A 25,659-nucleotide genomic window follows, 5' to 3' on the forward strand; every position below is an offset into this window, starting at 1 on the left:
CCAACAACCCGTCCCCCACCGCCCGCCCCGCCGCCGCCAGCCCCGCCGGCGCCAGCAGTGACAGGTCGCAGCCGTCGGACAGCCGCAGCTCCAGCAGGATGCGCTCCACCCGGCGGTCCTCCGCCGTCAGGATCTCCCGCCCCGCGCCCGGCGACCGTCCCGACGCCAGCGCCGCCGCATACGCGCCCGGGTGCTTCACGTTCCACCAGCGCACGCCCCCCACGTGGCTGTGGGCGCCCGGACCCGCGCCCCACCAGTCCGCGCCGCGCCAGTACAGCTCGTTGTGCAGACAGCGGGCCGCCTCCGAGGTCGCCCAGTTGGACACCTCGTACCAGGAGAAGCCCGCCGCCGCCAGCACCTCGTCCGCGATCAGATACCGGTCCGCGTGCTCGTCGTCGTCCGTCATCGGGACCTCGCCGCGCCGGATGCGCCGGGCCAGCTGGGTGCCCTCCTCCACGATCAGCGCGTAGGCGGAGACATGATCGGGCCCCGCCCCCACCGCCGCGGCGAGCGATTCGCGCCAGTCGTCGTCGGTCTCCCCCGGCGTGCCGTAGATCAGATCGAGGTTCACATGCTCGAAGCCCGCCGCACGGGCCTCCGCGACGCACGCCTCGGGCCGCCCGGGGGTGTGCGTACGGTCCAGGACCTTCAGTACGTGCTGCTTCGCGCTCTGCATGCCGAAGGAGATCCGGTTGAAGCCGCCTTCCCGCAGGGCCGCCAGATACGCCGGGTCCACGGACTCCGGATTCGCCTCGGTGGTGATCTCGGCGTCGTCCGCGAGCCCGAACTCGTCGCGGATCACCCCGAGCATCCGTACGAGATCGGCCGCCGCGAGCAGCGTCGGCGTACCGCCGCCGACGAAGACCGTACGGACCTGCCTCGGGTCGTCGCCCAGCACTTTCCTGGCCAGCCGGACCTCGTCGGCGAGGGTCTCCGCGTAGTTGTCACGGGAGGCCAGGACACCGCCCGAGCCGCGCAGCTCGGTCGCCGTGTACGTGTTGAAGTCGCAGTAGCCGCAGCGGGTCGCGCAGTACGGAACGTGCAGGTAGAAGCCGAGAGGCCGGTCCGCCGCGCCCGCGAGGGCGTGCGGGGGCAGCGCGCCGGTCTCGGGCATGGGGTCGCCGTCGGGCAGTGCGGAAGGCATGCCCCCAGTGTCCCGTACGCGACGGGTGGACCGGGCCGGTGCCGGTCCACCGGGTCGGGCGGCTCAGGTCGCCTGGAGCACCAGCAGCGCCACGTCGTCCTCCGGCGGCGACTCGTCGAAGTCGTGCACCACCTGCCGTATCCGCTCCGCGACGCCCTGCGCCGTCAGCCCCACGCACCCCGCCAGGGCCCGCGCGAGGCCGTCGCCGTCGTCGAGCATCCGCCGGCCGGAGCGGCGCTCCGTGACGCCGTCGGTGACGCAGAGCAGGGTGTCGCCGGGCTCCAGGTCGAACGTGCTGCTCTCGTACGCGACCTGCTCGACGACCCCGAGCAGCAGCTGCGGCTCCGCCGCCGGGCGTACCGTCCCGTCCGGCCGCAGGAGCAGCGGCAGTGGATGGCCGGCGCTGGCGAGGGTGCACCGTACGGCGCCGCCCGCGCCCGGCAGTGGCATCAGCTCGCCGTACAGCAGGGACAGGAAGCGGGCCTGGCTGCCCTCGGACGGTGACGGCGGGGTCGCCGGCAGGGAGGACACGCCGGACGCGGCAGAGGCCGCGACCATCAGGGACGCGGACTCGGCCGCCTCCGTCGCGTCGTCCAGGAGCAGCCGGTTCAGCCGGTCCAGGACCGCGCCGACGCGGTAGCCCTCGCGGGCGAGCAGCCGCAGCCAGGGACGGGCCAGGCCGGTGACGACGGCGGCCTCGGGACCGCTGCCCTGGACGTCGCCGAGCATGAAGCACCAGCGGTCGCCCGGCGGGCACGGGAAGACGTCGTAGAAGTCGCCGCCCGCCAGACCGTCGTCGCTCGGCTCGTACACCAGTGAGCTGGCGATGCCCGGGATGCGCGCCACCTGGCTGGGCAGCAGTCCGCGTTGCAGGACCCGGCTGATGGTGACCTGACGGGTGTAGCGGCGGGCCGCGCCAATGGCGAGGGCGACGCGGCGCGCGAAGTCCTCGATGAGCGCGGTCACTTCGTCGGGGACCGGGCCCCGCCCCGGCCTGCCGAGCAGCAGCGTGCCGAGCGCGCGCCCGTTCGCGACGAGCCGACAGGCGAGCGCCGCCCCGGAGTCGGGACCGGAGCCGGAGCCCGAGTCGGCACCCGCCCCGGAACCCGCGCCCGGCCAGGGCATCCGCACCGGACCGCCCCTCGGCGAGACCGGTAACCGCGGCGGCTCCTTCTCCAGGATCCGGCGCAGCGGCTCGATCCTGGCCTCGTCCGCGTGCCAGACCCGCGCCAGCCGGGGCGCCGCGCCCTGCTGTCCGCCCTCGCCGTCCAGCCAGACCGCGCACCACTCCGCGAGCCGTGGCACCAGCAGCTGTCCGGCGAGCGCCGCGACGAGATCCTCGTCCAGCTGCCCGGCGAGCAGCTCGGACGCCTCGGCGAGGAACGAGAGGGCGCCCCGGCCGGTCCACTCGGGGTCGTCGCGCACCGTACGACGCGTCGCCGGCGCGAGGATCTCGGCGGCGCGCAGCCCGCGCCGCAGGGCGGGCTCGGTCCCCTGGTCCTGTCCCGGGTCCCGGCCTTCGAGCGGGAGGCGGGCCCAGACGGTCTTGAGGCCGGAGCGATAGGTGATGCCCCAGCGTTCGGCGAGCGCGGCGACCAGTTGCAGCCCGCGGCCGTACTCGGGGGTGCCGGCCGGTGCCTGTCCCGTCGCGTCGCTCTGTATGGCGCGCGCGGGGTGGTGGTCGGAGACTTCGAGGACCACGGCCGCGGGCTCCTCGCCCTCCCCATCCGGGGTCCCGGAGGCGTCCTCGCCGGGGTCTTCGAGCCGGCAGAGCAGATCGACGGTGGTGCCCGCGTGCACCACCGCGTTGGTGACGAGTTCGTCGACGATCAGCACCGCGTCGTCCGCGAGCAGATCGGTGCTGTGCTCCCCCGGGGAACAGCCCTCGTCCCCCTGGCAGAACGTACAGGTGGTGAGCAGCCCGAGACTGGTCCAGTCCGCCAGCGCCGCGCGGGTGAAGCGGCGTGCGGCGGACGGGGCCAGCGGGTTGCCCGGCAGGCTGGTACGTGATGTCGACCGCGTGTCCCTCCGTAACGGCACCTGGGATGCCGGTAGATGAAGGGTCTCGCGCGGGATCGGAATGCGCCCCACTGCGGCTCCTGATCCGGTTCTGGCGTTGTGCCGCTTACGATCCCGACAGAGTGACAGACGGAGCCCGCTCATACGCGCCGAGTCATGGAAGTGGGCAAGATTTGACCATGAACCGGAAGCACACCCGCCGTATCTGCGGTGGTACGGCGGGGAGCCCGGCCGGTGCGGTGGCGACACGGGGCCAAACCGCCGGAAGGACGTGCCAAAACGCTTCGCACAGAGCATTCTTGCCTCCCTGGCCTGAACGCGGGGGCCGGACAAGGGGAGCGGGATGAGCAGGACAACAGCCACCACGGACCGCGCGAGCATCCTGATCGTCGATGACCTGGAGGACAACCTCGTCGCACTGGAAGCGGTCCTCGCCTCGCTGGACGAGCCGCTGGTACGGGCCCGTTCGGGCGAGGAGGCGGTGCGGGCGCTGCTGCGGGAGCCGTTCGCGCTGATCCTGCTGGATGTCCGGATGCCCGGCATGGACGGCTTCGAGACCGCCTACCGGATCAAGCGGCTGGACCGGGCCAAGGACATCCCGATCATCTTCCTGAACGGTCCGGAGTCCGACAGCGGTTATGCCTTCCGGGGGTACGCCACGGGCGCGGCGGACTTCCTGACCAAGCCCTTCGACCCGTGGATGCTCCGTGCCAAGGTCAGCGTCTTCCTCGATCTGCACCGCAAGAACCGCCAGTTGGAGCGGCTGCTGGCCAGGGAGCAGGAGCATCTGGGGGAGATCACGGACCGGCTGGCAGCGATCGAGGACGAGTTGCGCGGGGGCGCCCCGGCCGGCCTCGACTCGGTGGGGAAGCAACTGTCCCGAATAGAGGAGACGCTGGACGAACTGCGGCGCGGCCGGGGCCAGTAGGGCGTATGGCGAAAGTCCCGGCCGGCCCCAGCTCCACGGCCGCCCTCAGGACTCCCGGGAGCCCTCGTACATCTCCTCGATCAGATCCTTGTACGTCCGCTCCACCACCGGCCTCTTGAGCTTGAGGCTCGGCGTCAGCTCACCGTGCTCGATGTCCAGATCGCGCGGCAGCAGCCGGAACTTCTTGATGGTCTGCCAGCGCTGGAGGCCCTCGTTGAGCCGCTTCACATAGCCGGCGATGAGCCGCTCGGCCGCCGGGGACGCGACCACCTCGGCGTATGTCCTGCCCGTCAGGCCGTTCTCGGCGGCCCAGCCGAGGATGGCCGGCTCGTCGAGCGCGATCAGCGCCGTACAGAAGTTACGGTCCGCGCCGAGCACCAGGATGTTGGAGACGAACGGGCACACCGCCTTGAACTGGCCCTCGACCTCCGCGGGGGCGATGTACTTGCCGCCCGACGTCTTGATCAGGTCCTTCTTGCGGTCGGTGATCCGCAGATAGCCGTCGGGGGACAGCTCGCCGATATCGCCGGTGTGGAACCAGCCGTCGGGCTCCAGTACCTCCGCCGTCTTCTCCGGCAGCCTGTGATATCCGGCCATGATCCCCGGGCCGCGCAGCAGGATCTCGCCGTCGTCGGCGATCCGTACCTCGGTGCCGGGCAGCGGCTTGCCGACCGTGCCGGTGCGGTACGCCTCCCCCGGGTTGACGAAGCTGGCGGCGCTGGACTCGGTCAGTCCGTAGCCCTCCAGGATGTGGATCCCGGCGCCGGAGAAGAAGTAGCCGATGTCGGGCGCGAGCGCGGCGGAGCCGGAGACCGCGGCGCGCAGCCGGCCGCCGAACGCCTCGCGCAGCTTGGCGTAGACGAGCGCGTCCGCTGCCTTGTGCTTGGCGCCGAGGGCGAACGGTACGGAGGCCGTGCCCGTACGCCGGAAGTTGTCCTGGGAGACCTTGGCGTACTCGCGGGCGACCCCGGCGGCCCACTGGAAGATCTTGTACTTGGCGGCGCCGCCGGCCCGCGCCTTGGCCGCGACCCCGTTGTAGACCTTCTCGAAGATCCGCGGCACGGCCGCCATATAGGTCGGCTGGACCACCGGCAGATTCTCGATGATCTTGTCGACGCGCCCGTCCACGGCGGTGACATGCCCGACCTCGATCTGTCCGGAGGTCAGTACCTTGCCGAAGACATGGGCGAGCGGCAGCCACAGGTACTGGACGTCGTCCTTGGTGATCAGTCCGGTGCCGGCGGTGGCCTTGGCCATGTACGACCAGTTGTCGTGCGGCAGCCGTACGCCCTTGGGCCGGCCGGTGGTGCCCGAGGTGTAGATCAGCGTGGCGAGCTGGGTGGCCGTGATCGCCGCGACCCGCTCCTTGACCGTCTCCGGGTGCGCGACCAGATACTCCGTGCCGCGCGCCTCCAGATCGGCCAGCGAGAGCACCCAGCCCTCCGGGTCGCCCTCGGCGGGGAGCGCGTCGGCGGCGTCGATCACGATGACATGACCGAGATGCGGCAGCTCCGCCCGGCTTTCGCGCGCCTTGGCGAGCTGGGCGGCGTCCTCGGCGATCAGTACCCGGCTCTCGGAGTCGGCGAGGATGTACGCCGACTCCTCGGTGTTGGTCGAGGGGTAGACCGTGGTGGTCGCGGTGCCCGCGCACATCACTCCGAGGTCGGCGAGGATCCACTCGACCCGGGTGGACGAGGCGAGCGCGACGCGCTCCTCCGGCCGTACGCCCAGCGCGATCAGGCCGGCGGCGATGGCGTACACCCGCTCGGCGGCCTCGCTCCAGCTCAGTGAGCGCCACTCGTCGGGGCCCCGGCCGGCCGGCGCGGGTACGGGGAAGCGGTAGGCCTCCGCGTCCGGCGTGGCGCTCACGCGCTCAATGAAGAGGGTCGCCACGGAGGGCGGCCGGTTCTCGATCAAGTTCTGTGTGTCGCTCACGACATCCTCCGGGCCCGCGGCAGCGCTGCGTGACTGACCTGATTGTGTGACTGGCGAGTAACTAACCGACGAGTAACTAGGCTCGGTGATCAGCCTAGAGGCCACCCGCCCGGTACGTAAGGGGCAGCGAGGCGCCGCTTCATAACGAACCCGCCCCAGGGGGCGCGGTCAACGCGAACGGGCCCCTGCGCCACAGCGCGGGGCCCGTCCTGTCCGTGTCCATGCCGATGGATCACGCCGTGCTACTACTCCTCCGCTCCTACTTCTTCGCCTTGCCGCCGGACTCGTCGCTGGAGAGCACCGCGATAAAGGCTTCCTGCGGGACCTCCACGCTGCCGACCATCTTCATCCGCTTCTTGCCCTCCTTCTGCTTCTCCAGCAGCTTGCGCTTCCGGGAGATGTCACCGCCGTAGCACTTGGCGAGGACGTCCTTGCGGATGGCGCGGATCGTCTCGCGGGCGATGACCCGCGAGCCGATGGCCGCCTGGATGGGCACCTCGAAGGCCTGCCGCGGGATCAGCTCGCGCAGCTTGGCGACCAGCCGGACACCGTACGCGTACGCCTGGTCCCGGTGGGTGATGGCGGAGAAGGCGTCCACCTTGTCGCCGTGCAGCAGGATGTCGACCTTGACGAGTTGGGCGGTCTGCTCGCCGGTGGGCTCGTAGTCGAGCGAGGCGTAGCCCCGGGTCTTGGACTTCAGCTGGTCGAAGAAGTCGAAGACGATCTCGGCGAGCGGCAGCGTGTAGCGGATCTCGACCCGGTCCTCGGAGAGGTAGTCCATGCCGAGCAGCGTGCCGCGACGGGCCTGGCACAGCTCCATGATCGAGCCGATGAACTCGCTCGGGGCGAGGATCGTGGCCCGTACGACCGGCTCGTGCACCGAGTCGATCTTGCCCTCGGGGAACTCGCTCGGGTTGGTGACCGTGTGCTCCTTGCCGTCCTCCATCAGCACGCGGTAGACCACGTTGGGGGCGGTGGCGATCAGATCGAGCCCGAACTCGCGCTCCAGGCGCTCCCGGATCACATCGAGGTGCAGCAGCCCCAGGAAGCCGACGCGGAAGCCGAAGCCGAGGGCCGCGGAGGTCTCCGGCTCGTAGACCAGGGCCGCGTCATTGAGCTGGAGCTTGTCGAGGGCGTCGCGCAGCTCGGGGTAGTCCGAGCCGTCCAGCGGATAGAGGCCGGAGAACACCATCGGCTTGGGGTCCTTGTAGCCGCCGAGCGCCTCGGTCGCCCCCTTGTTGAGGGTGGTGATCGTGTCACCGACCTTGGACTGCCGTACGTCCTTCACACCGGTGATGATGTAGCCCACCTCACCGACACCGAGGCCGTCGGCCGGGGTCATCTCCGGCGAGGAGACCCCGATCTCCAGCAGCTCGTGGGTGGCGCCGGTGGACATCATCCGGATCCGCTCGCGCTTGTTGAGCTGGCCATCGATGACACGTACGTACGTGACGACACCGCGGTAGGAGTCATAGACGGAGTCGAAGATCATCGCGCGGGCGGGCGCGTCCGCGACACCGACCGGCGGCGGGACGTCCTTGACCACGCGGTCGAGCAGCGCGTCCACGCCGACGCCGGTCTTCGCCGAGACCTTGAGAACGTCCTCCGGCTGGCAGCCGATGAGGTTCGCCAGCTCCTCGGAGAACTTCTCCGGCTGGGCGGCCGGCAGATCGATCTTGTTGAGCACCGGGACGATGGTGAGGTCGTTCTCCATCGCCAAATAGAGGTTGGCGAGGGTCTGCGCCTCGATGCCCTGGGCGGCGTCCACCAGAAGGACCGTGCCCTCACAGGCCGCGAGCGAACGGGACACCTCATAGGTGAAGTCCACGTGGCCCGGCGTGTCGATCATATTGAGGACATGCGTCGTGCCCTCGCCCTCACCCGTACGGGGAACCCAGGGCAGCCGGACCGCCTGAGACTTGATCGTGATGCCGCGCTCGCGCTCGATGTCCATCCGGTCGAGGTACTGGGCGCGCATCTGCCGCTGGTCGACCACTCCGGTCAGCTGGAGCATCCGGTCGGCGAGCGTCGACTTGCCGTGGTCGATGTGCGCGATGATGCAGAAGTTGCGGAGCAGGGCCGGGTCCGTACGGCTCGGCTCGGGCACGTGGAGAGGGGTCGCGGGCACGCAGGGTCCTGATTCTTGAGACGCGCGGCGTCTCGTCTCGGGTCGACTCGGATCGATACGTAGGCTCCATGGTCCCACGGGTACGGGACTGCGCCCGGTTTGGGCCGGTCGGAGGGTGACTGGTAGCCTGAACAGCTGTGTCTCGTGCCGTCTCGGCGCGGGACGGCTCAGTCAAGATTCACCGAACCTGAAAAGGCTCTTTCGTGGCGAACATCAAGTCCCAGATCAAGCGGAACAAGACCAACGAGAAGGCACGCCTGCGCAACAAGGCTGTCAAGTCGTCGCTCAAGACCGCGATCCGCAAGGCCCGTGAGGCCGCTGCCGCGGGCGACGTCGAGAAGGCCTCGCTGGCCGCTCGTGAGGCGTCCCGCAAGCTCGACAAGGCTGCCTCGAAGGGTGTCATCCACAAGAACGCCGCCGCCAACAAGAAGTCGGCGCTGGCTGCCAAGGTTGCCTCCCTCCAGGGCTGAGCGCTCTCTTGATTTGACCGCCGGACGGGACTCAGCGGGCCCTCTCTACCGCTCCTGACCGGCGTCCCCGAGCTCGTACGCGACTGCGTTCGCCACGCGGGTGCGAGTTCACCGGCTTTGACGTCGAGGCCCCGGCCCCGTCCTCCCCAGGACGGGTCACCGGGGCCTTCGGCGTACGCGCGCTCGTATGCGCTCGTGTGGTGGTTACCGGTTCGACCGGGCGGCACGGGCGATCGCGACGACCGCCTTCTCCAGCGCGTACTCCGGGTCGTCACCGCCCCCCTTGACCCCCGCGTCGGCATCGGCGACCGCCCGCAGCGCCGTCGCCACCCCGTCCGGGGTCCAGCCGCGCATCTGCTGGCGCACGCGGTCGATCTTCCACGGGGGCATCCCCAGCTCACGCGCGAGATCGGCGGGCCGGCCGCCGCGCGCGGAGGAGAGCTTGCCGATGGCCCGTACCCCCTGGGCGAGGGCGCTGGTGATCAGTACGGGCGCCACCCCGGTCGACAGCGACCAGCGCAGCGCTTCGAGGGCCTCGGCGGTCCTGCCCTCCACGGCGCGGTCGGCGACATTGAAGCTGGACGCCTCGGCGCGGCCCGTGTAGTAGCGGCCGACGACCGCGTCGTCGATCGTGCCCTCGACATCCGCCGCGAGCTGGGACACGGCGCTCGCCAGCTCCCGCAGATCGCTGCCGATCGAGTCGACCAGCGCCTGGCAGGCCTCGGGCGTGGCCGAGCGGCCCAGCGCGCGGAACTCGGAACGTACGAAGGTGAGCCGCTCCGCGGGCTTGGTCGTCTTGGGGCAGGCGACCTCACGGGCCCCCGCCTTGCGCGCGGCGTCCAGCAGGCCCTTGCCCTTGGCGCCTCCGGCGTGCAGCAGAACGAGCGTGATCTCCTCGGCCGGGGCGTCGAGATACGCCTTGACGTCCTTGATCGTGTCGGCGGAGAGGTCCTGCGCGTTCCGTACGACGACGACCTTGCGCTCGGCGAAGAGCGACGGACTGGTCAGCTCGGCGAGGGTGCCGGGCTGGAGCTGGTCGGAGGTGAGGTCGCGTACGTCCGTGTCGGCGTCGGCGGCGCGGGCCGCCGCCACCACCTGCTGCACGGCGCGGTCGAGCAGCAGGTCCTCCTGGCCCACGGCGAGCGTGAGCGGGGCGAGCGGGTCGTCGGAAGAAGTCTTTCTGGTGGCCATCGCGGTCCAGCATCGCACGGGCCACTGACAGCCGGGGCGGCCGGTGACACCGCGCGGTGGGCGCTACGGGGCTTCCCGCCAGCCGTCCCAGTCCGCCACGAACGCGTCCAGGGCCTCGGCGTCCATCCGGGCCTCGGGGTCCTCCACGACGACCAGCCACTGGGCGTCCTCGGCGTCGTCCTCGCCGGCCAGGGCGTCCCGTACCAGCCGCGGTTCCTCGGCCGCGCCGAATCGCTCGCCGAGCGCCCGCGCCACCTCCTCCGCGGCATCGCGGTCGGGCAACACCAGCACATGTCTCACATCGCTCACGACCGCATTCTTCCAGTCCGCCCGGGGAGGAGCGGGCCGAGGCCGGTCGTGGGCTCCGGCGTCGGCTCCGGCGTCAGCTCTGTCGTCAGCTCTTGGGGATGATCTGGATATCCATCTCGATCTTGATGCTGGAGCCGACGACCGCGATGCCGCGCGCCAGCATCGACTGCCAGTTGACGGTGTAGTCCTCGCGGTGCAGTTCGGTGGTGGCGCGGACGGCGGCGCGGGTCTCGCCCTCCATGCCGTTGCCGATACCGAGGTACTGGGCGTCGAGTGTGACCGTACGGGTGACGCCATGAAGCGTGAGCGCTCCGGTGATCGCCCAGTTGTTGCCGCCGCGGTGGACGAAGCGGTCGCTGTAGAACTCCAGCGTCGGGAAGTTCTCCACGTCGAGGAAGTCGGCGGAGCGCAGATGGTCGTCGCGCATCCGCACGCTGGTGTCGATCGACGCGGCGCCGATGACGACATGCATCGCCGACCGGTCCATCGTCTCGCCGATCCTGATCGCGCCGGCGAAGTTGTCGAACCGGCCGTGGACCCGGGCCAGTCCGATATGACGGGCGATGAACCCGATCCGGGAATGGGCCGGTTCGATCTCCCAGTCACCGGGCGCGGGCAGCGGAAGCGACGGGGCCACCTGGAGCGTGATGTCCCCGAGTCCGCTGGGCTCCGCGCCGTCGGTGATCGACACATTGCCCCGGTACGGGGAGAAGCTCTCGGCCGAGATGGCGAGCCGGTACTCCCCGAAGGGCACCATCGCCACGATCAGCCCGAAGGGGTCAGTCTCACCACTCACGATCTTGCGGCCACCGCTGTCACTCACCGTGAACTCGGCCTGCCCGACAGGCTCGTTGACGGGGTCGAGCACCCGGCAGGTGAGCAGCCCCGCGCCCGAGGGCACCGAGAGCCCGGCGAGCGGGTTGCTTCGCTGATGAGCGGCCGTCCGTCGGCCTAGAAGGCGGCTGATCATGGTGTACGTACCCCTGTGCGTTCGGGCTCTGGCGGGGCCGCGCACGGGAGACGTCGTCGTCTGGGGCGGCGACCCATGACGAATAGGCATTCGATCACCCTTGCGTTGTTCGAGGCAAACGTACCGACTGGTACAGGACTTCGCGGAGTCGATTGTCACCCGTTGTTAAGCAGTCGTCCTCGGGGCACGGCCCGTAGCCCGGCCCCGGCTCCCACTACCGCGATCGCTCCGTCCGTATCCGTACGGAGCACCGCCGCTCCCCCGGCGCGGAGCGCGTCGACGGTACGGGGCGAGGGGTGTCCGTACGGGTTGTCCCGCCCCGCCGAGATGAGGGCCAGACGAGGGCGTATGTCACGCAGGAGCCCCGGGTGCTGGAACGGCGAGCCGTGGTGGGCCACCTTCAGCACATCCACCGGTGGCAGCGTCGGATAGTCACGCGACAGGCCCCGCTGGGCGGGTGGTTCGAGATCGCCGAGGAGCAGCAGCGTCGGGCCCCGGGCGACCCGTACGAACAGGGTGACGCTGGAGTCGTTCGGCTCCCCGGCCGCCGGGGCCGTCCCGGCCCGTGGCCACAGCACCCGCCAGGTCAGCGGTCCGATCCGCCGCTGCTCGCCCGGCCGCGCGCGGACGACGGGCACGCGCGCCCCGGCCGCCGTTCTCCGTACGAACGCGGCCTGTTCCGGGGGGTCTTCGGAGACCGTCGTCTGGATCGCGCCGATCGCCCGGCCCCGCAGGACGCCGGGCAGCCCCGCGACATGGTCCGCGTGGAAGTGGGTGAGCACCAGCAGCGGGACGCGCGTGACGCCGAGATCCCGCAGACAGCGGTCGGCGGGCCCGGGGTCGGGTCCCGCGTCCACGACCACGGCCGTGGAGTCGCCCGCCGCGAGCACGGCCGCGTCGCCCTGACCGACGTCGCACATCGCGAACGTCCATCCCGGCGGCGGCCATCCGGTGACGATCCGGGTGAGCGGCGGCGGCCGCAGGACCGCGAGCAGCAGCAGTACGGCGCAGACGGCGGCCGTCCAGGGATGGCGCGGGACGCGCCGGAGGGCGAGCAGGACGAGGACCGTCACCACGGCGAGCAGCAGCCCCCCGCGCCAGCCGCCGGGCCAGGCGGCCTCCGCGCCCGGCAGGGCCGCGCCGGCGCGCGCGACGGACGCGATCCACCCGGCCGGCCACCCCGCACAGCGGGCCAGCACCTCGGCCACGGGCATCGCCACGGGCGCCACGGCGAGCGCGGCGAAGCCGAGGACCGTGGCCGGGGCCACCGCCAGTTCGGCGAAGAGATTGCAGGGGATCGCCACCAGCCCGACCCTGGCCGCGAACACGGCCACCACCGGCGCGCACACCGCCTGCGCCGCGCCTGCCGCGGCCAGCACCTCCGCGAGCCGTGGCGGTACCCCGCGCCGCATCAGCGCCGCGCTCCACCGCGGCCCGATGGTGAGCAGGGCGCCAGTGGCCAGTACGGAGAGGAGGAAGCCGTAACTCCGGGCCAGCCAGGGGTCGTAGAGCACCAGCAGCAGTACGGCGGCCGCCAGCGCCGGAAGCAGGGTTCTGCGCCGGCCCGTACCGATGGCGAGGAGAGTGATCGCCCCGCAGGCGGCGGCCCGCAGCACACTGGGCTCCGGCCTGCAGACAACCACGAAGGCGAGCGTGAGCGCGCCACCGAGCAGCGCCGTCGACCGCAGTGAGATCCCCAGACGCGGGGCGAGCCCGCGCCGTTCGGCTCTGATCGCCAGCCCGGCCGGCCCGATCAGCAGAGCGAGCACGATCGTCAGATTGCTTCCGGAGACGGCCATCAGATGCAGCAGATCGGTCGCCGCGAACGCGTCGTGCAGCTCGGGCGGGACCCGTGAGGTGTCGCCGACGACCAGCCCCGGCAGCAGGGCACGGGCATCGGGCGGCAGTCCCTCGGTGGCCTCACGCAGCCCGGCGCGCAGCTCTCCGGCCGTGCGCTGTACGCGGGTTGGCTCTCCGATGACCGGCGGCGGGCCCGTCCCCTCCACCCGTAACGCCGCGGCGTAGCGGTCGTCCTCGCGCAAGGGAGGCGCGAGCTTCCCGGTCAACCGCAGCCGCGTGGAGGGCAGCAGGCGCTGCCATCGGCCGGAGTGCTCACCGGGCGCGACGATCACCAGGACGGGCGTCCGGCCGGTGGTGGTCCCGTCCCGGGGCGTCATCACTTGGGTGAGGTCCGCGTCCAGGACGAACCCGCCACCCGCGATCCGATCCCCGCGGACCTTGGGACGCGTGGGCCGGGGGTCGGAAGTGACCGTCAACTCCGTGGTGACACGGGCGTACCGCTCCGCGAGGTCCGGGACGGGCCCCCGGTGCGGATCGGCGCCGTGCAGCCCGGCGGACGCCGCCCCGGCGGCGGCGCACAGCAGCACCCCCGCGACGGCCACCCCATTGAGCCGTCGCCTGGGCTGTCGCTCGCCCCCTCGCTCGCCCGCTCGATCCGGCCCGGCACCGGGCCACACCAGCAGCAGACCGGCACCCAGCAGACAGGCGAGCACGCCGAGGGCGGTCCAGCGCCCCGGGGTTCCCAGCGCCAGGGCCGCCGCGCCCCACGCCGCCAGGGCGAGCGGGACCAGCCGGAGGTCGGCCGGCGCCTCCTGGTGGGGGTTGGCGGACCCCAGGCGGTGGCCGGCCGTCGCGTGAACCACCGGGCGCGTCATGGCCGTACAAGGGACTGGAGGTCCGCGAACCTGCGCTCCCCGATGCCGTTGACCTCGCGCAGTTCATCAACGGACCGGAAACCGCCGTGCCTGCCCCGGTAGTCGATGATGTGTTGAGCGAGCACCGGACCGACGCCGGGGAGCGTGTCGAGCTGTTCGGGCGTGGCGGCGTTGAGGCTCACCGGCCCCGCCGCGGCCGGGGCGCCATTGGCCGCGCCCGTGCCGACGCCCGCCCCCGGTGGAGCGGGGCCGCCCACCAGGACCTGTTCGCCGTCCATCAGCACCCGCGCCCGGTTGAGCCCGGTCAGATCCGCGCCGGGCTTCGCTCCCCCGGCGGCATGCAGTGCGTCGGCGACCCGTGACCCTGCGGGCAGCCGCAGAACTCCGGGCCGCCGCACCTTCCCGCTCACATCGACGACGACACGGTCCGACGGTGTGGGCGAGGGCAAGGTCTCCGGCGGGGCCTTGGGGATCACGGCCTCCGCGCCGACGTTCTCCGGAGCCTTGACGGTCCCCGGCCGACCGCTCCAGAAGTGATGACCGGCCAGGATCACGCCCACCACCAGAACCACCGCGAGCGCCGCCAGGGTCCGGGGCTCCAGACCGCATCTGAGCTGTACCCACAGGGGCAGCCGCTCGCGCAGGGCGGACAGCGCCCACGCGCGCCGACGCCCCGCCCGGTCCGCGTCCGACACCACGGCCGCGTCCGCCCCGCGCGTCACGGTGCCGTTGCCACCACCCGTCCCGGATGTCGCACCGGCGAAGAGCGCCTCCGCACGGCGGCGCACATCCGTCCGGGCAGGAGGCGGGTCCGGGGCAGCGGGCGGCATGGTGTCCAGGACCGGGGTCGTACCGCCCGCGCCGCCGACGCGCGGCAGCTCCGTACGCGGGCGGGTTCGTACACCGCCGGGTCGGCCATGGCGCCCATGGCGGGCCCGGCCGTCGGAGCCCAGGGCACGGCCGGGGCCGCTGGTGACAGAGGTTACGGAGCGTGTTCGGAGAGCCATGCCACAAGACGGTAGGCACATCTGCCCGACCCCGCTGAGCAGGCCGAATTGTCGTGGACAACAAGCGAGTTGTGGATAACTCCATCACTCGTACGAGTGGCATCACGCCTACTAAGCCGACGACCGGCCACCCGCCAACCCGGTCAGCGCGGGGAGATCACAGCCCCCAGCAACCCCGGCCCCGTATGCGCCCCGATCACCGCGCCCACCTCGCTGACATGCAGATCCACCAGCCCCGGCACCCGCTCACGCAGCCGCTCGGCCAGCGTCAAAGCCCGTTCGGGTGCGGCCAGATGGTGCACGGCGATGTCCACCTCACTCGTGCCCGCCCGTTCGGCGACGATCTCCTCCAGCCGCGCGATCGCCTTCGAGGCCGTACGCACCTTCTCCAGCAGCTCGATACGCCCGCCGTCCAGCTGGAGCAGCGGCTTCACGGCGAGCGCGGAGCCGAGCAGCGCCTGGGCGGCGCCGATGCGGCCGCCCCGGCGCAGATAGTCCAGCGTGTCCACATAGAAGTACGCGGAGGTCCCGGCGGCCCGCTTCTCGGCGGCGGCCACCGCCTCGTCGAGCGTGCCGTCCCCCTCCGCCGCCTCGGCCGCCGCCAGCGCGCAGAACCCGAGCGCCATCGCCACCATGCCGGTGTCCACCACCCGTACCGGCACGGGCGCGTCCTTCGCCGCCAGCACGGCGGCGTCGTACGTCCCCGAGAACTCGGCCGACAGATGCAGGGACACGATCCCGGTCGCACCGGACTCGGCCGCCTCGCGGTACGCGGCGGCGAAGACATCCGGGCTCGGCCGCGACGTGGTCACGGAGCGTCGCTTCTGAAGCGCCAGGGCGACCGAACGGGCCGAGATCTCCGTGCCCTCCTCCAGCGCGCGGTCACCGAGCACGACGGTCAGCGGCACCGCGGTGATGCCGTGCCGCTCCATCGCCTGCGGCGGCAAGTAGGCCGTGGAATCGGTGATGATCGCGACATGGCGGGACATGAGCGGGAGGTTACCCGTCGTCGCCCCCGGTCGGCAGCCCGCCCCCATGTCAGTGATCGTTTCTGCCCCGGACCCTCACGTCGTGGTCTCGGGCTTGGCCTGCCCCGGCGCCTTCTGCCAGGGGTACGTCTGCTGCCGCCGGGGATCGGGCGGCTCGATCGCCTCGGGCCTGCCCTGGTCACCCGTCGGGCCCGCCTGCTCCGCCCCGGCGGCCCCGGCCCCGGAGCCCTCCGGCTCAGGCCACACCATCGGCTCACGCTCCGGCTGTTCCTCCGCCGACGACCAGTGCCGCAGCGCCCCGGACTCCACATCGATCTGCGCGCTCAGCGACGACAGATCGTCCTCCGCGAACTTCCGCGCCCGGTCCCGCGCCGCCCACCGCAGCGAGTCCGCCGCGTGCGTGATCCGTTCCGTACGCTCGCGTACGTCCTGGAGCCGCTCCGCGACCCTCGCCCGGTCCGGGTCCCGCTCCAGCTGCCGCAGCTCGTCGTCCAGCTCATGGCCGTGCGCGCTGAGCCGCTGGAAGAGCTCGACCGACTCCGACAGCGAGGCGTCCTCCGCCACACCGGCCTGGAGCGCGTCCTGCGTGGCCCGCATCGAGGTCCGCAGCCGCAGCCGCAGCTGCGCCAGCTCCCCCGCCGTGCCCGTCTGACCGATGCTTCTGGCGCGCAGCGTGGTGTCCTCGACGGTCCGGCGGGCCTGCGAGATCGTACGGTCGACGCCCCTCTTGGCCGCGCGCACCGCCTTCACGCTCACAAACACTCCCAGCGCGACGAAGGCGACGAAGAGCAGCGCCACAATCAGGATCACGACGTCCATGGGCGCCCCTTCGCGTTCGGTCATGTTCGAGAGCGGCTTCCCGCTTCTTCCACCGTAAACGGAACAGGCAGGCCGAGGGTTCCGTAGGAACCCCCAACCTGCCCGTAGGGGAAAGCCCTGTGTCCCGGTACGCGGTTCTACGCGGGGACGATGTTCACCAGCTTCGGCGCCCGCACGATCACCTTCCGGATGCCCCCGCCGCCCAGCGCCGCGACCACCGCCGCGTCACCCAGCGCCAGCGCCTCCAGCTCCTCGTCCGAGATGGACGGGGAGACCTCCAGCCTCGCCTTGACCTTGCCCTTGATCTGCACCACGCAGGTCACGGTCTCGTCGACCACATACGCCGGGTCCGCGACCGGGAAGTCCTGGTGGACGACCGAGTCGGAGTGGCCCAGCCTGCGCCACAGCTCCTCGGCGATATGCGGGGCCAGCGGCGCGATCAGCAGCACCAGCCGCTCGGCGACCGACCGCGCGACCGGGCCGCCCGTCTTGGTCAGGTGGTTGTTCAGCTCGGTCAGCTTCGCGATGGCCGTGTTGAACCGCAGCCCCGCCATGTCCTGCGAGACCCCGTCGATCGCCTTGTGCAGCGCGCGCAGCGTGTCGGCGTCCGCCTCGGGATCCAGCTCCGTGTCCACGACGGTGACCTCGCCCGTCGTCTCGTCCACCACATTGCGCCACAGCCGCTGCAGCAGCCGGTACTGGCCGACCACCGCGCGGGTGTCCCACGGCCGCGAGACATCCAGCGGGCCCATGGCCATCTCGTAGAGCCGCAGCGTGTCCGCGCCGTACTCGGCGCAGATCTCGTCCGGAGTGACCGCGTTCTTCAGGGACTTGCCCATCTTGCCCAGGACGCGGCTGACCTTCGCGCCCTGGTACCAGTACGCGCCGTCCCGCTCCTCGACCTCGGCGGCCGGCACCGCGATGCCGCGGCTGTCCCGGTAGACGAACGCCTGGATCATGCCCTGGTTGTACAGCTTGTGGAACGGCTCGACCGAGGAGATGTGCCCCAGGTCGAACAGCACCTTGGACCAGAAGCGCGCGTACAGCAGATGCAGTACGGCGTGCTCGGCGCCGCCCACGTACAGATCGACACCGCCGTGCGGCTGGCCCTCCCTGGGGCCCATCCAGTACTGCTCGATGGCCGGGTCGACCAGCTTCTCGCTGTTGTGCGGGTCCAGGTAGCGCAGCTCGTACCAGCACGAACCGGCCCAGTTCGGCATGGTGTTGGTCTCCCGGCGGTAGCGCTTGACGCCCTCGCCCAGACCCAGGTCCAGCTCCACATCGACCCAGTCCGCGTTCCGTGACAGCGGCGTCTCCGGCTGCGTGTCCGCGTCGTCGGGGTCAAACGTGCGTGGCGAGTAGTCGTCGACCTCCGGCAGCTCCAGCGGCAGCATCGACTCGGGCAGCGCGTGCGCCGTACCGTCCTCGTCGTAGACGATCGGGAACGGCTCGCCCCAGTACCGCTGACGGCTGAACAGCCAGTCGCGCAGCCGGAAGTTGACCGTCCCCTCGCCGATACCGCGCGCGGCCAGCCACTCCGTGATCCGCGCCTTGGCCTCGGTGACACCCAGGCCGTCCAGCGAGATGTCCTCGCCGGTCGAGTTGATGAGACGCGCGTCGTACGAGGCGAACGCGTCGTCCCACTCGGCGGGGTCGGTGGAGCGGCCGTCCGAGGGCTCGACCACACAGCGCATCGGGAGCTCGAAGGCGCGCGCGAACGCGAAGTCACGGCTGTCGTGCGCCGGTACGGCCATGATCGCGCCCGTGCCGTACCCCATCAGCACATAGTCGGCGATGAAGACGGGTACGCGGTCGCCGCTGACCGGGTTGGTGGCGAACGCGCCGGTGAAGACACCGGTCTTGTCCTTCGCCTCGGCCTGCCGCTCGACGTCGGACTTCGACGCGGCCTGCTTGCGGTACGCGTCGACGGCCTCGGCGGGGGTCGCGTGGCCGCCCGTCCATACGTCGTGCGTGCCCTCGGGCCAGGCGGCCGGGACGATCTTCTCGACCAGGTCGTGCTCCGGCGCCAGCACCATGTACGTGGCGCCGAACAGCGTGTCCTGACGCGTGGTGAAGACGGTGATGGCGTCCATGTGACCGTCATCACCGACATGGACCGGGAAGTCGACGCGCGCGCCCTCGCTGCGCCCGATCCAGTTGCGCTGCTGGAGCTTGATGGCCTCGGGCCAGTCCAGCGCGTCCAGATCGTTCAGCAGCCGGTCCGCGTAGGCGGTGATGCGCATGTTCCACTGGCGCAGCTTCGCCTTGAACACGGGGAAGTTGCCGCGCTCGGAGCGGCCGTCCGCGGTGACTTCCTCATTGGCCAGGACGGTGCCCAGTCCGGGGGCCCAGTTGACGGGCGCGTCGGAGGCGTACGCCAGCCGGTACTCGCTCAGCACGTCGGCGCGCCCGGCGGCGTTCAGCGCGCTCCAGGGGCGCCCGTCGGGCGTCGCGCGCTCCCCGCTCTCGAACTGCGCCACCAGCGTCTCGATCGGCCGCGCCTTGTCCGCGTCCTTGTCGTACCAGGAGTTGAAGATCTGTACGAAGATCCACTGGGTCCACTTGTAGTAGTCCGGGTCGATCGTCGCCACGGACCGGCGCTTGTCGTGGCCCAGCCCCAGCCGGCGCAGCTGGACCTTCATGTTGTCCATGGCGGCCTCGGTCGACACGCGGGGGTGCGTGCCGGTGGCGACCGCGTGCTGCTCGGCCGGCAGGCCGAAGGCGTCGAAGCCCAGCGTGTGCAGCACGTTGTGCCCGGTCATGCGCTGGTGGCGGGCGAACACATCGGTGGCGATATAGCCCAGGGGATGACCGACGTGCAGCCCCGTGCCCGAGGGGTACGGGAACATGTCCATGATGAACTTCTTGGGCTTAGCGACCAGCTCCGGGTCGCCGGCCAGATCGCCCGTCGGGTTCGGCGCCTCGTACGTGCCCTCGGCGTCCCAGAAGTCCTGCCAGCGTGCCTCGATGTCGGCGGCCATGGCCGCCGTGTAGCGGTGCGGCGCCACCGGCTCAGCGGCAGCGGAATTCGTCTCGCTCATGATTCTCTGAAGCTCCATCGATCGTCTCTGCCAGCGGATTCGGCCGTGCCATTCGGCGAATGGCGGCGCCGGTCGGTGAACGAAAAAGGCCCCTCACACAGGAGGGGACGCCGCGCCGATTCCGACCGGATCTCTGTCATCCGTCGGGACTGATCAGCGCGGCCCGCTAAGCAGAAGGCGTACGGCACGCATGGCGTCAGGGTACCGCAGCGCCCGGACGGCCCGCACCGGCGTATCACGCGGGGCCACGTCCGGCCAAGATCACGCCCGAGATCCGCCCCCGGAAGGGGAGAGTCCGGGGAGACAGCGGGGAGGAGACAGGGAGGGACCGGGGAGAGTGTGCGCAGAGATGGGGCGAGGGCGGGCGAAAGGGTTGACAGAAGGGCTTGACAGGGAAGCGGCGTTGGGCATATCGGAGGCCCACGCGAGAACGCCGCGGCGATCGCCGCACCCGGCTTACTCCGCGTATCAGCCCCTATCCGGGCAACCGCGGAGTCGGATAACTCACCTTGCCCCGGCTAAACCCGCAAACCGGGTACTGACCGGTATGGCGCCACCTAGCATGCGGCAACGGGACCGCTTTCCCGAGCCATTCGGAGTTGCCCCCCATGAACCCTCAACGCAAGCCCAGTTCGTCGCTCAGCCTGGATCCCGCCAAGAGCCGGCAGATACAGGGCGGAGTATCCGTCGCCGCGCTGGTACTGGTACCGCTACTCGCCGTAGCGGGAGGCGACGATTTCCGTGCCTTCCTCGATTTCGGCGCCGGCGTGCTCTCGCTGCTGTCCCTGTCCGGGGCCGTCGTCTGGGGCCTGATAGCCACCGACCGGTTATTGCTCTCCCCACGGCACCGGCTGCTGGCCCAGGCCGTCCACCGGGCGACGGCGGTGGCCTCGCTCGGCTTCCTGCTGCTGCATGTCACCGTCAAGGTCTCCCTCGGACATGTGGCGCTGATCGGCGCCCTCGTGCCGTTCGGACTCGGTATCAACGGCGCCAACGGCCTCATCGGCTTCGGTTCGCTCGCCGGACTGCTGATGATCATCGCCGCCACGACCGGTGCGATGCGCAGCGCCTTCGCCCTCCCCGGCCGGTTCGCGGGCCGCTGGCGGGCGGTGCACATGCTGGCCTACCCGGCCTGGTGCTTCGCTCTTGTGCACGGCCTCTTCGCGGGCCGCCCCGCGGCCACGTATGTCACCACGCTGTACTGCCTCACCCTGGCCGGCGTGGCCGCCGCCGTGTCCGTACGGCTCTTCCCCCGCCCGGTCAAGCGCCGGATCGCCGACAAGATCGTGTCGCTGACCGGCGCGAACGGGGCGACCGGCGCGGCCGGGGCCGCCCGTGACGCGGCGGAGACCGAGCCGTCCCGGCGCGATCTCGCCTCGGACCCGCTGCCGGGCGCGACGGGCGTTCCGCCGCAGCCCCGGTACGCGGGGCGCCTCCAGCGCGAGCCCGCCATGCCCGGCCCGTCGCTGGGATTGCCGCTCGACCCGCCCCGTACGCCGCCACGGCTCGCCGCCCCTTCCCCGCCGCTGTACGAGGCGCCCCGGCCGCCGGCCGATCCCTTCCCGGCGGTCGACCCGCTGGCCGACACCTTCGTCGCCCCCCGCCCCGGCGCGTACCAGGACCTCGGGGCCGATCCGCTGTCGGACACCGGTACGGGTATCTCCGCCGGCTACCGCGCGGTCTCGCTGGGGACCGAGGCCACCACACGGATGCCGGTGCCGCCCCCGGGGCCGCCTCCCGGCGGGATACCGCTCGCCGAGCGGATACCGATGACCGAGGAGATCCCGGTCATCCCCGAGGAGCCCACGGGCAGGGCGGGCGGCTGGCCGGCCCCGTCCCCGCCGCGGCCGGCGCAGGCCTTCGCCCCGCCCACGTCGACCCCCTACGACTCGGGCGCGATCCCCACGTACGAGAGCGGCGCGAGCCCCGCGCCGCAGTACGCCCCGGATTCGCCGCCCCCGTACGACGCGGGCCCCACCGCGGCCTACGGCCCGACGGGAGCGTCCCCTTACGGCACCGGCGCCTATGACACCGGATCCGTCCCCGCGTACGGGACGGGCGCCGTTCCCTCGTACGACACCGGCTCCACCCCCGCGTACGACAGCAGGTCCTACGACGGCGGGTCGTACGACGGGCAGGCGTCGGCCTCCCCCGGCCCGGCCTTTCCCGGGCCCGCCGCCGACCCGGCCTTCCCCGGGCCGGACACGCCCGATGCCGCCGATCCGCCGCCCGGTCCCCTCTATCCGCCCCCGGCCGGGGAACCCTGGCACGCACCCGCAGGAGACCGACCGTGAACACCCCGCTCCCTGATGTCCCCGAAGTCCGCGTCGTCGGCCTCCCCCAGCTGACCCAGGGATTCGACCTGGTCGAACGCCTCGATCTGCCCATGCACCTCAAGGTGCACGGCCCGCTGGAGCCGATGACCGGCGAGCGGCTGGCACAGCTCGCCGAGAACATCTCCCTGACCGGCCGCGGCGGCGCGGGCTTCCCGTTCGGCAAGAAGCTGCGGGCGGTCGCCAAGGCCGCGATCCGCCGCGGTGTCCGGCCGGTCGTCGTGATCAACGGCAGTGAGGGCGAGCCCCCCTGCCGCAAGGACACCGTCCTGATCAACCGCGCCCCGCATCTCATACTCGACGGCGCGCTGCTGGCCGCCGAGGCGCTCGGCGCCCGCACGCTGGTCGTCGCCGTCACCCGCAACTCCACCGAGGTCTCGATCCGCGCGGCCCTCGCCGAACGCGGACTGTCCGACCGGCGCGGCCAGGCGCTGCGCGCGCGGGTGGTCCGTACCCCCGAGCGCATGGTCTCGGGCGAGGCGTCGTCCGTGATCCGGGCCATCGGCGGCGGGCCCGCCCTGCCGCCCGGCCGCCGTGAGCGCGCCGCCGAGTCCGGGGTGGGCGGTCTCCCCACGCTGCTGTCCAACGCCGAGACCTTCGCCCAGCTGGCCGTCGCCGCCCGTATCGGCGCCCGCCGTTACGGCCACACCGGGCTCGACAGCGAGCCGGGCACGGTCATGCTCACCATCTCCGGCGCGGTCGCCCGTCCCATGGTGGTCGAGGCACCGTCGGGGGTGCCGCTGCGGTACATCCTCCAGATGGCCGGCGCCCCGCCGATGCCCCAGGGCGTGCTGACCGGCGGCTACCACGGCAACTGGATCGACGCGATGGCCGCCCATGAGGCCGTCATCTCCAAGGAGTCCTTCGCGTCCTTCGGCGGCGCGCTGGGCGCGGGCGCGATCCTGCCGATCGGCCCCGAGACCTGCCCGCTGGGTGAGGCGCTACGGGTCGCCAACTGGCTGGCGGCCGAGACGGCGGGGCAGTGCGGCCCCTGCAAGCTCGGGCTGCCCGCGGCGGCGGGCGGCCTCTCCGATGTCATCAACGGCGGCGGCCAGGCCGCGCTGGAGGCGCTGCGCGCGGTGACCCAGGCGGTCAAGGGCCGTGGCGCCTGCAAGCACCCCGACGGCTCCGCGCGGTTCTTCGCCTCCACCCTGTCCGCGTTCACCGACGACCTCGCCGCGCATGTGCTGGACGGCGGCTGCGGGCGCGAGACGACGGGGGTGCTGCCGCTGCCGGGACCGGGCTACCAGGAGGCGGAGGAGTCCATTCCGAGCGGGGAGAAGCTCGCGGTGGACTGGACGCTGTGCCAGGGCCACGGTCTCTGCGCGGACATCGTCCCCGAGCTGATCCGGATGGGACCCGACGGCTATCCGGCGCTCGCGGACGCGTCGGTTCCGATGCATCTGCGCGGGCGTGCGCAGCGCGCGGTGCGCCGTTGTCCCGCGCTCGCGCTCCGTATCGAGCAGCCCGCCCCGGCACGCCCCGAGCGGTCCCCGCGCGCGGCGCTGCCGCCCAGTGGTGGCCGCAAGGCCCTGGGCCCCGGGCGCGGTTGAGACATCCGGCCGGCGAGCGCCCACCGCGGGCGCCCGCCGGCCCGGGGACATCCATGACAGACATCCCTGACACAGAAGCGGGCCACCCGATCCGGGTGACCCGCTTCTTGTACTGCTGAATATCGCTGAACCGGCTGCGACAGCCGAAGAGATGTGGAGCTAAGGAGAATTGAACTCCTGACCTCCTGCATGCCATGCAGGCGCTCTACCAACTGAGCTATAGCCCCTTGCGGTGTGCCGCCCTCCGGGCTCTCCCCTCGGCGGCATCGCCAACATTACACGGTCCCTCGGGGTCACCACCAAATCGTTTCCCGTCTGAACGGATAAGACCGATACGCCCGGTACTGTCGCCCTTCGTGACTGTCGCCACGCTCCTGCGGAACACGCTCCGCACCCCCTCAGGCCGGCGCCCCCTCCTGCTCGCCGCCTCGGTCTGCCTGCTGTCCTTCGCCACGTTCTGGGCGGCGCAGCGCGCGGCCGGGGTCTCCATGATCGACCTGATGGTCTATCGCGCCGAGGGCCGTACGGTGCTGGACGGCCGGGACCTGTACGCGATGCGCGCGACCTCCGTCCAACTCCCCGCGACCTACCCGCCGTTCGCCGCGCTGCTGTTCACCCCGCTCACCCTGCCGGGCGTTCCCGGGCTGCGTACGCTCGCCACCGCCGGGAATCTGCTGCTCCTGGTCGTGTTCGCGCAACTCTCCCTGCGACTGACACTCCCCGCCGACCGGCTCCCCCGGCCATGGGTCACCACGCTCTGGGTGGCCGCGGCCGCCGTCTGGTGCGAGCCGGTCTGGACGACCCTGCGCTACGGGCAGATCAATCTGCTGCTCGCGGTGGCGGTGCTGTGGGACCTCACCCGCCGCGACGGGCACCGCTGGGCGGGCGCGGGCACCGGCTTCGCCGCCGCGGTCAAACTCACCCCCGCGCTCTTCGCCGTCCTGTTCCTGATCGTCGGGCTGGTACGGGCCAGGGAGGACGGCTGGAACCCGTGGCTGCGGCGGGCCGCGACGGCCGCGCTGGTCTTCTGCGCGGCGACGCTGACGGCCGCCGCCGCTCTCCCCCGCGACTCGCTCCGCTTCTGGTCCGTGACCCTCTTCGAGACGCACCGGGTGGGCAGCGCGGAGAACACCGCCAACCAGTCGCTGCGCGGGGTCCTCGCCCGGCTGCTGCACACCGGCGAGCCGGCGCTCTGGTGGACCGCCACGGCCGCCGCGATGGCCGTGCTCGGCCTCGCGACGGCGGTCGCGGCGGCGCTGCGCGGGGAGCGCGCAGCCGCCATGGCCGCCTGCGCGGCGACGGCGCTGCTGATCAGCCCGGTCTCCTGGTCCCACCACTGGGTGTGGTGCGTACCGATCGCGCTGTTCCTCTGGACGCGCGCCGGGGCCCGGTGGGCGCTCGCCGCGGCGCTGGTCTTCTGCTCGTACGCCCTGTGGTGGGTCCCGCACGGCACCGGCCGCCCTGAACTGGCCCAGGGCGCCGCCCAGATGGCGTTCTCCGCGCTCTATCCGCTGACGGCCACTGCCCTCATCGGGTACATGGCCGTCTCCGTGGTCAGGCCGTGGCGAACGAGTAGAACCGCTTGAGCGTGCAGTGCTCGTCGAGGAGCCGGCCGTAGATCGGCTCGCCCTCCAGCTCCCGGTACGTCTCGATGGGGTCGCCCTTTATGATCAGCGCCCGCGCGCACTCCTCGCACCAGTACTGGTACTCGGGGTTGAGCGGATCCATGTCCCGGACGATCGGCGTACCACTGCCGCACCAGTCGCATTTACGCCTGTGTGCACCCATCACTCAGCTCCAGCTGTGGCCGCAGGCCGTGCACACGTAGGAAATTCCGCCATTGTCACCAAGTACTTGAGCCACATGGGACGAGCCGCACGAAGGGCAGCTGAGGCCGGTGCGCGCCTCCGCCGCGGCGAGCAGCTCATCGGGTTCCTCGACGCTGCTGGCGGACATGTACGCGCTCCCTCCCCATGCGGTCCGTCGCCCCCCTCCGGCGGTCCGATTCTGCCACGCCGAGGACTGGGGAGCAGCCTGAAAAAGCCTGCCTGTTAGGGCTTATACCGGACGCGGGACCGCGTGCCGCGAGTCCACGGGGCGAGGGAGGGGGCGCGTGCGGGGACGAACGTCCCGAAACCAGAAATCCCG

General features: G+C 71.7%; 19 protein-coding genes and 1 tRNA gene. 5 read left to right on the top strand and 15 right to left on the bottom strand.

The window, feature by feature from the left end; translation table 11 throughout:
* Nucleotides 1-1,144 (bottom strand): radical SAM family heme chaperone HemW (hemW, locus tag IF11_RS0116295; RefSeq protein ID WP_030352326.1); only part of this gene is annotated, 1,144 nt, incomplete at its 3' end.
* Nucleotides 1,145-1,207: 63 nt separating this feature from the next.
* On the bottom strand, nt 1,208-3,235 hold the full coding sequence (locus tag IF11_RS0116300) for a SpoIIE family protein phosphatase (protein ID WP_030352327.1): 2,028 nt from the start codon (nt 3,233-3,235) through the stop codon (nt 1,208-1,210).
* A 271-nt stretch (nt 3,236-3,506) separates the two neighbouring features.
* Here IF11_RS0116300 and IF11_RS0116305 point away from each other — a divergent pair, with 271 nt between their 5' ends.
* Nucleotides 3,507-4,091 carry a response regulator gene (locus IF11_RS0116305; RefSeq protein ID WP_030352328.1) on the top strand — a complete coding sequence of 195 codons (585 nt, stop codon included), beginning with the start codon at nt 3,507-3,509 and terminating at the stop codon, nt 4,089-4,091.
* Nucleotides 4,092-4,136: 45 nt separating this feature from the next.
* On the opposite strand, the gene IF11_RS0116310 is transcribed toward IF11_RS0116305, so the two are convergent.
* A complete protein-coding gene (locus tag IF11_RS0116310) occupies nt 4,137-6,026 on the bottom strand; it encodes an AMP-dependent synthetase/ligase (RefSeq protein WP_030352329.1) in 1,890 nt (629 codons plus the stop codon).
* Nucleotides 6,027-6,285: 259 nt separating this feature from the next.
* A complete protein-coding gene (gene lepA / locus IF11_RS0116315) occupies nt 6,286-8,154 on the bottom strand; it encodes a translation elongation factor 4 (protein ID WP_030352330.1) in 1,869 nt (622 codons plus the stop codon).
* A gap of 203 nt (nt 8,155-8,357) precedes the next feature.
* Between lepA and rpsT the strand changes: the two genes are divergently transcribed.
* Nucleotides 8,358-8,624, top strand: a complete 267-nt coding sequence (gene rpsT, locus IF11_RS0116320; RefSeq protein WP_030352331.1) for a 30S ribosomal protein S20 — start codon at nt 8,358-8,360, stop codon at nt 8,622-8,624.
* A gap of 204 nt (nt 8,625-8,828) precedes the next feature.
* Here the strand turns inward: rpsT and holA are convergent, their stop codons facing one another.
* From holA to leuS, 8 genes are all read right to left on the bottom strand, one after another.
* Entirely contained in the window at nt 8,829-9,815 is a 987-nt protein-coding gene (gene holA, locus IF11_RS0116325; protein WP_030352332.1) for a DNA polymerase III subunit delta, read from the bottom strand.
* Between the two features lie 63 nt (nt 9,816-9,878).
* Nucleotides 9,879-10,124, bottom strand: coding sequence for a hypothetical protein (locus IF11_RS0116330; RefSeq protein ID WP_030352333.1), 246 nt, complete (start codon nt 10,122-10,124; stop codon nt 9,879-9,881).
* Between the two features lie 85 nt (nt 10,125-10,209).
* Nucleotides 10,210-11,094, bottom strand: coding sequence for a YceI family protein (locus tag IF11_RS0116335; RefSeq protein WP_030352334.1), 885 nt, complete (start codon nt 11,092-11,094; stop codon nt 10,210-10,212).
* A 155-nt stretch (nt 11,095-11,249) separates the two neighbouring features.
* A complete protein-coding gene (locus IF11_RS0116340) occupies nt 11,250-13,769 on the bottom strand; it encodes a ComEC/Rec2 family competence protein (RefSeq protein ID WP_030352335.1) in 2,520 nt (839 codons plus the stop codon).
* Nucleotides 13,766-14,776 carry a ComEA family DNA-binding protein gene (locus tag IF11_RS38945; protein WP_078490726.1) on the bottom strand — a complete coding sequence of 337 codons (1,011 nt, stop codon included), beginning with the start codon at nt 14,774-14,776 and terminating at the stop codon, nt 13,766-13,768. Before IF11_RS38945 ends, IF11_RS0116340 begins: the two co-directional genes overlap by 4 nt.
* Before the next feature lie 143 nt (nt 14,777-14,919).
* A complete protein-coding gene (locus IF11_RS0116350; protein WP_030352337.1) occupies nt 14,920-15,765 on the bottom strand; it encodes a DegV family protein in 846 nt (281 codons plus the stop codon).
* A gap of 75 nt (nt 15,766-15,840) precedes the next feature.
* Nucleotides 15,841-16,584 carry a hypothetical protein gene (locus IF11_RS0116355; protein WP_030352338.1) on the bottom strand — a complete coding sequence of 248 codons (744 nt, stop codon included), beginning with the start codon at nt 16,582-16,584 and terminating at the stop codon, nt 15,841-15,843.
* 137 nt (nt 16,585-16,721) lie between these two features.
* A complete protein-coding gene (gene leuS / locus IF11_RS0116360) occupies nt 16,722-19,625 on the bottom strand; it encodes a leucine--tRNA ligase (RefSeq protein ID WP_030352339.1) in 2,904 nt (967 codons plus the stop codon).
* 608 nt (nt 19,626-20,233) lie between these two features.
* Here leuS and IF11_RS0116365 point away from each other — a divergent pair.
* Together IF11_RS0116365 and IF11_RS0116370 are read left to right on the top strand one after the other, a co-directional pair.
* The gene (locus tag IF11_RS0116365) at nt 20,234-21,919 is read left to right on the top strand and encodes a ferric reductase-like transmembrane domain-containing protein (protein WP_051745984.1); all 1,686 of its coding nucleotides are present in this window, start codon (nt 20,234-20,236) and stop codon (nt 21,917-21,919) included.
* A complete protein-coding gene (locus tag IF11_RS0116370) occupies nt 21,916-23,511 on the top strand; it encodes an NADH-quinone oxidoreductase subunit NuoF family protein (RefSeq protein WP_030352341.1) in 1,596 nt (531 codons plus the stop codon). Before IF11_RS0116365 ends, IF11_RS0116370 begins: the two co-directional genes overlap by 4 nt.
* 154 nt (nt 23,512-23,665) lie before the next feature.
* On the opposite strand, the gene IF11_RS0116375 is transcribed toward IF11_RS0116370, so the two are convergent.
* A tRNA-Ala gene (locus tag IF11_RS0116375) sits at nt 23,666-23,738 on the bottom strand.
* 129 nt (nt 23,739-23,867) lie between these two features.
* Between IF11_RS0116375 and IF11_RS0116380 the strand changes: the two genes are divergently transcribed.
* Nucleotides 23,868-25,097 (top strand): glycosyltransferase 87 family protein, encoded by a 1,230-nt coding sequence (locus IF11_RS0116380; protein ID WP_030352342.1) that lies wholly within the window; start codon nt 23,868-23,870, stop codon nt 25,095-25,097.
* Here the strand turns inward: IF11_RS0116380 and IF11_RS0116385 are convergent.
* Together IF11_RS0116385 and IF11_RS41300 are read right to left on the bottom strand one after the other, a co-directional pair.
* Nucleotides 25,066-25,299, bottom strand: coding sequence for a hypothetical protein (locus IF11_RS0116385; protein ID WP_030352343.1), 234 nt, complete (start codon nt 25,297-25,299; stop codon nt 25,066-25,068). The two genes, IF11_RS0116380 and IF11_RS0116385, sit on opposite strands and share 32 nt — an antisense overlap.
* 3 nt (nt 25,300-25,302) lie before the next feature.
* Nucleotides 25,303-25,467, bottom strand: a complete 165-nt coding sequence (locus IF11_RS41300) for an IS1 family transposase (RefSeq protein WP_116641144.1) — start codon at nt 25,465-25,467, stop codon at nt 25,303-25,305.
* Nucleotides 25,468-25,659: the final 192 nt, after the last annotated feature.

Origin of the sequence: Streptomyces scopuliridis RB72 (assembly GCF_000718095.1) — a bacterium.
In the GTDB taxonomy this organism is placed as follows: domain Bacteria; phylum Actinomycetota; class Actinomycetes; order Streptomycetales; family Streptomycetaceae; genus Streptomyces; species Streptomyces scopuliridis.

What these genes read in the sequence shown, in the direction of transcription:
- IF11_RS0116305 (WP_030352328.1), top strand. Translation starts at nt 3,507, where the DNA reads ATGAGCAGGACAACAGCCACCACGGACCGCGCGAGCATCCTGATCGTC.
- holA (WP_030352332.1), bottom strand. Translation starts at nt 9,815, where the DNA reads ATGGCCACCAGAAAGACTTCTTCCGACGACCCGCTCGCCCCGCTCACG.
- IF11_RS0116335 (WP_030352334.1), bottom strand. Translation starts at nt 11,094, where the DNA reads ATGATCAGCCGCCTTCTAGGCCGACGGACGGCCGCTCATCAGCGAAGC.
- IF11_RS0116340 (WP_030352335.1), bottom strand. Translation starts at nt 13,769, where the DNA reads ATGACGCGCCCGGTGGTTCACGCGACGGCCGGCCACCGCCTGGGGTCC.
- IF11_RS38945 (WP_078490726.1), bottom strand. Translation starts at nt 14,776, where the DNA reads ATGGCTCTCCGAACACGCTCCGTAACCTCTGTCACCAGCGGCCCCGGC.
- IF11_RS0116350 (WP_030352337.1), bottom strand. Translation starts at nt 15,765, where the DNA reads ATGTCCCGCCATGTCGCGATCATCACCGATTCCACGGCCTACTTGCCG.
- IF11_RS0116355 (WP_030352338.1), bottom strand. Translation starts at nt 16,584, where the DNA reads ATGGACGTCGTGATCCTGATTGTGGCGCTGCTCTTCGTCGCCTTCGTC.
- leuS (WP_030352339.1), bottom strand. Translation starts at nt 19,625, where the DNA reads ATGAGCGAGACGAATTCCGCTGCCGCTGAGCCGGTGGCGCCGCACCGC.
- IF11_RS0116365 (WP_051745984.1), top strand. Translation starts at nt 20,234, where the DNA reads ATGAACCCTCAACGCAAGCCCAGTTCGTCGCTCAGCCTGGATCCCGCC.
- IF11_RS0116385 (WP_030352343.1), bottom strand. Translation starts at nt 25,299, where the DNA reads ATGGGTGCACACAGGCGTAAATGCGACTGGTGCGGCAGTGGTACGCCG.
- IF11_RS41300 (WP_116641144.1), bottom strand. Translation starts at nt 25,467, where the DNA reads ATGTCCGCCAGCAGCGTCGAGGAACCCGATGAGCTGCTCGCCGCGGCG.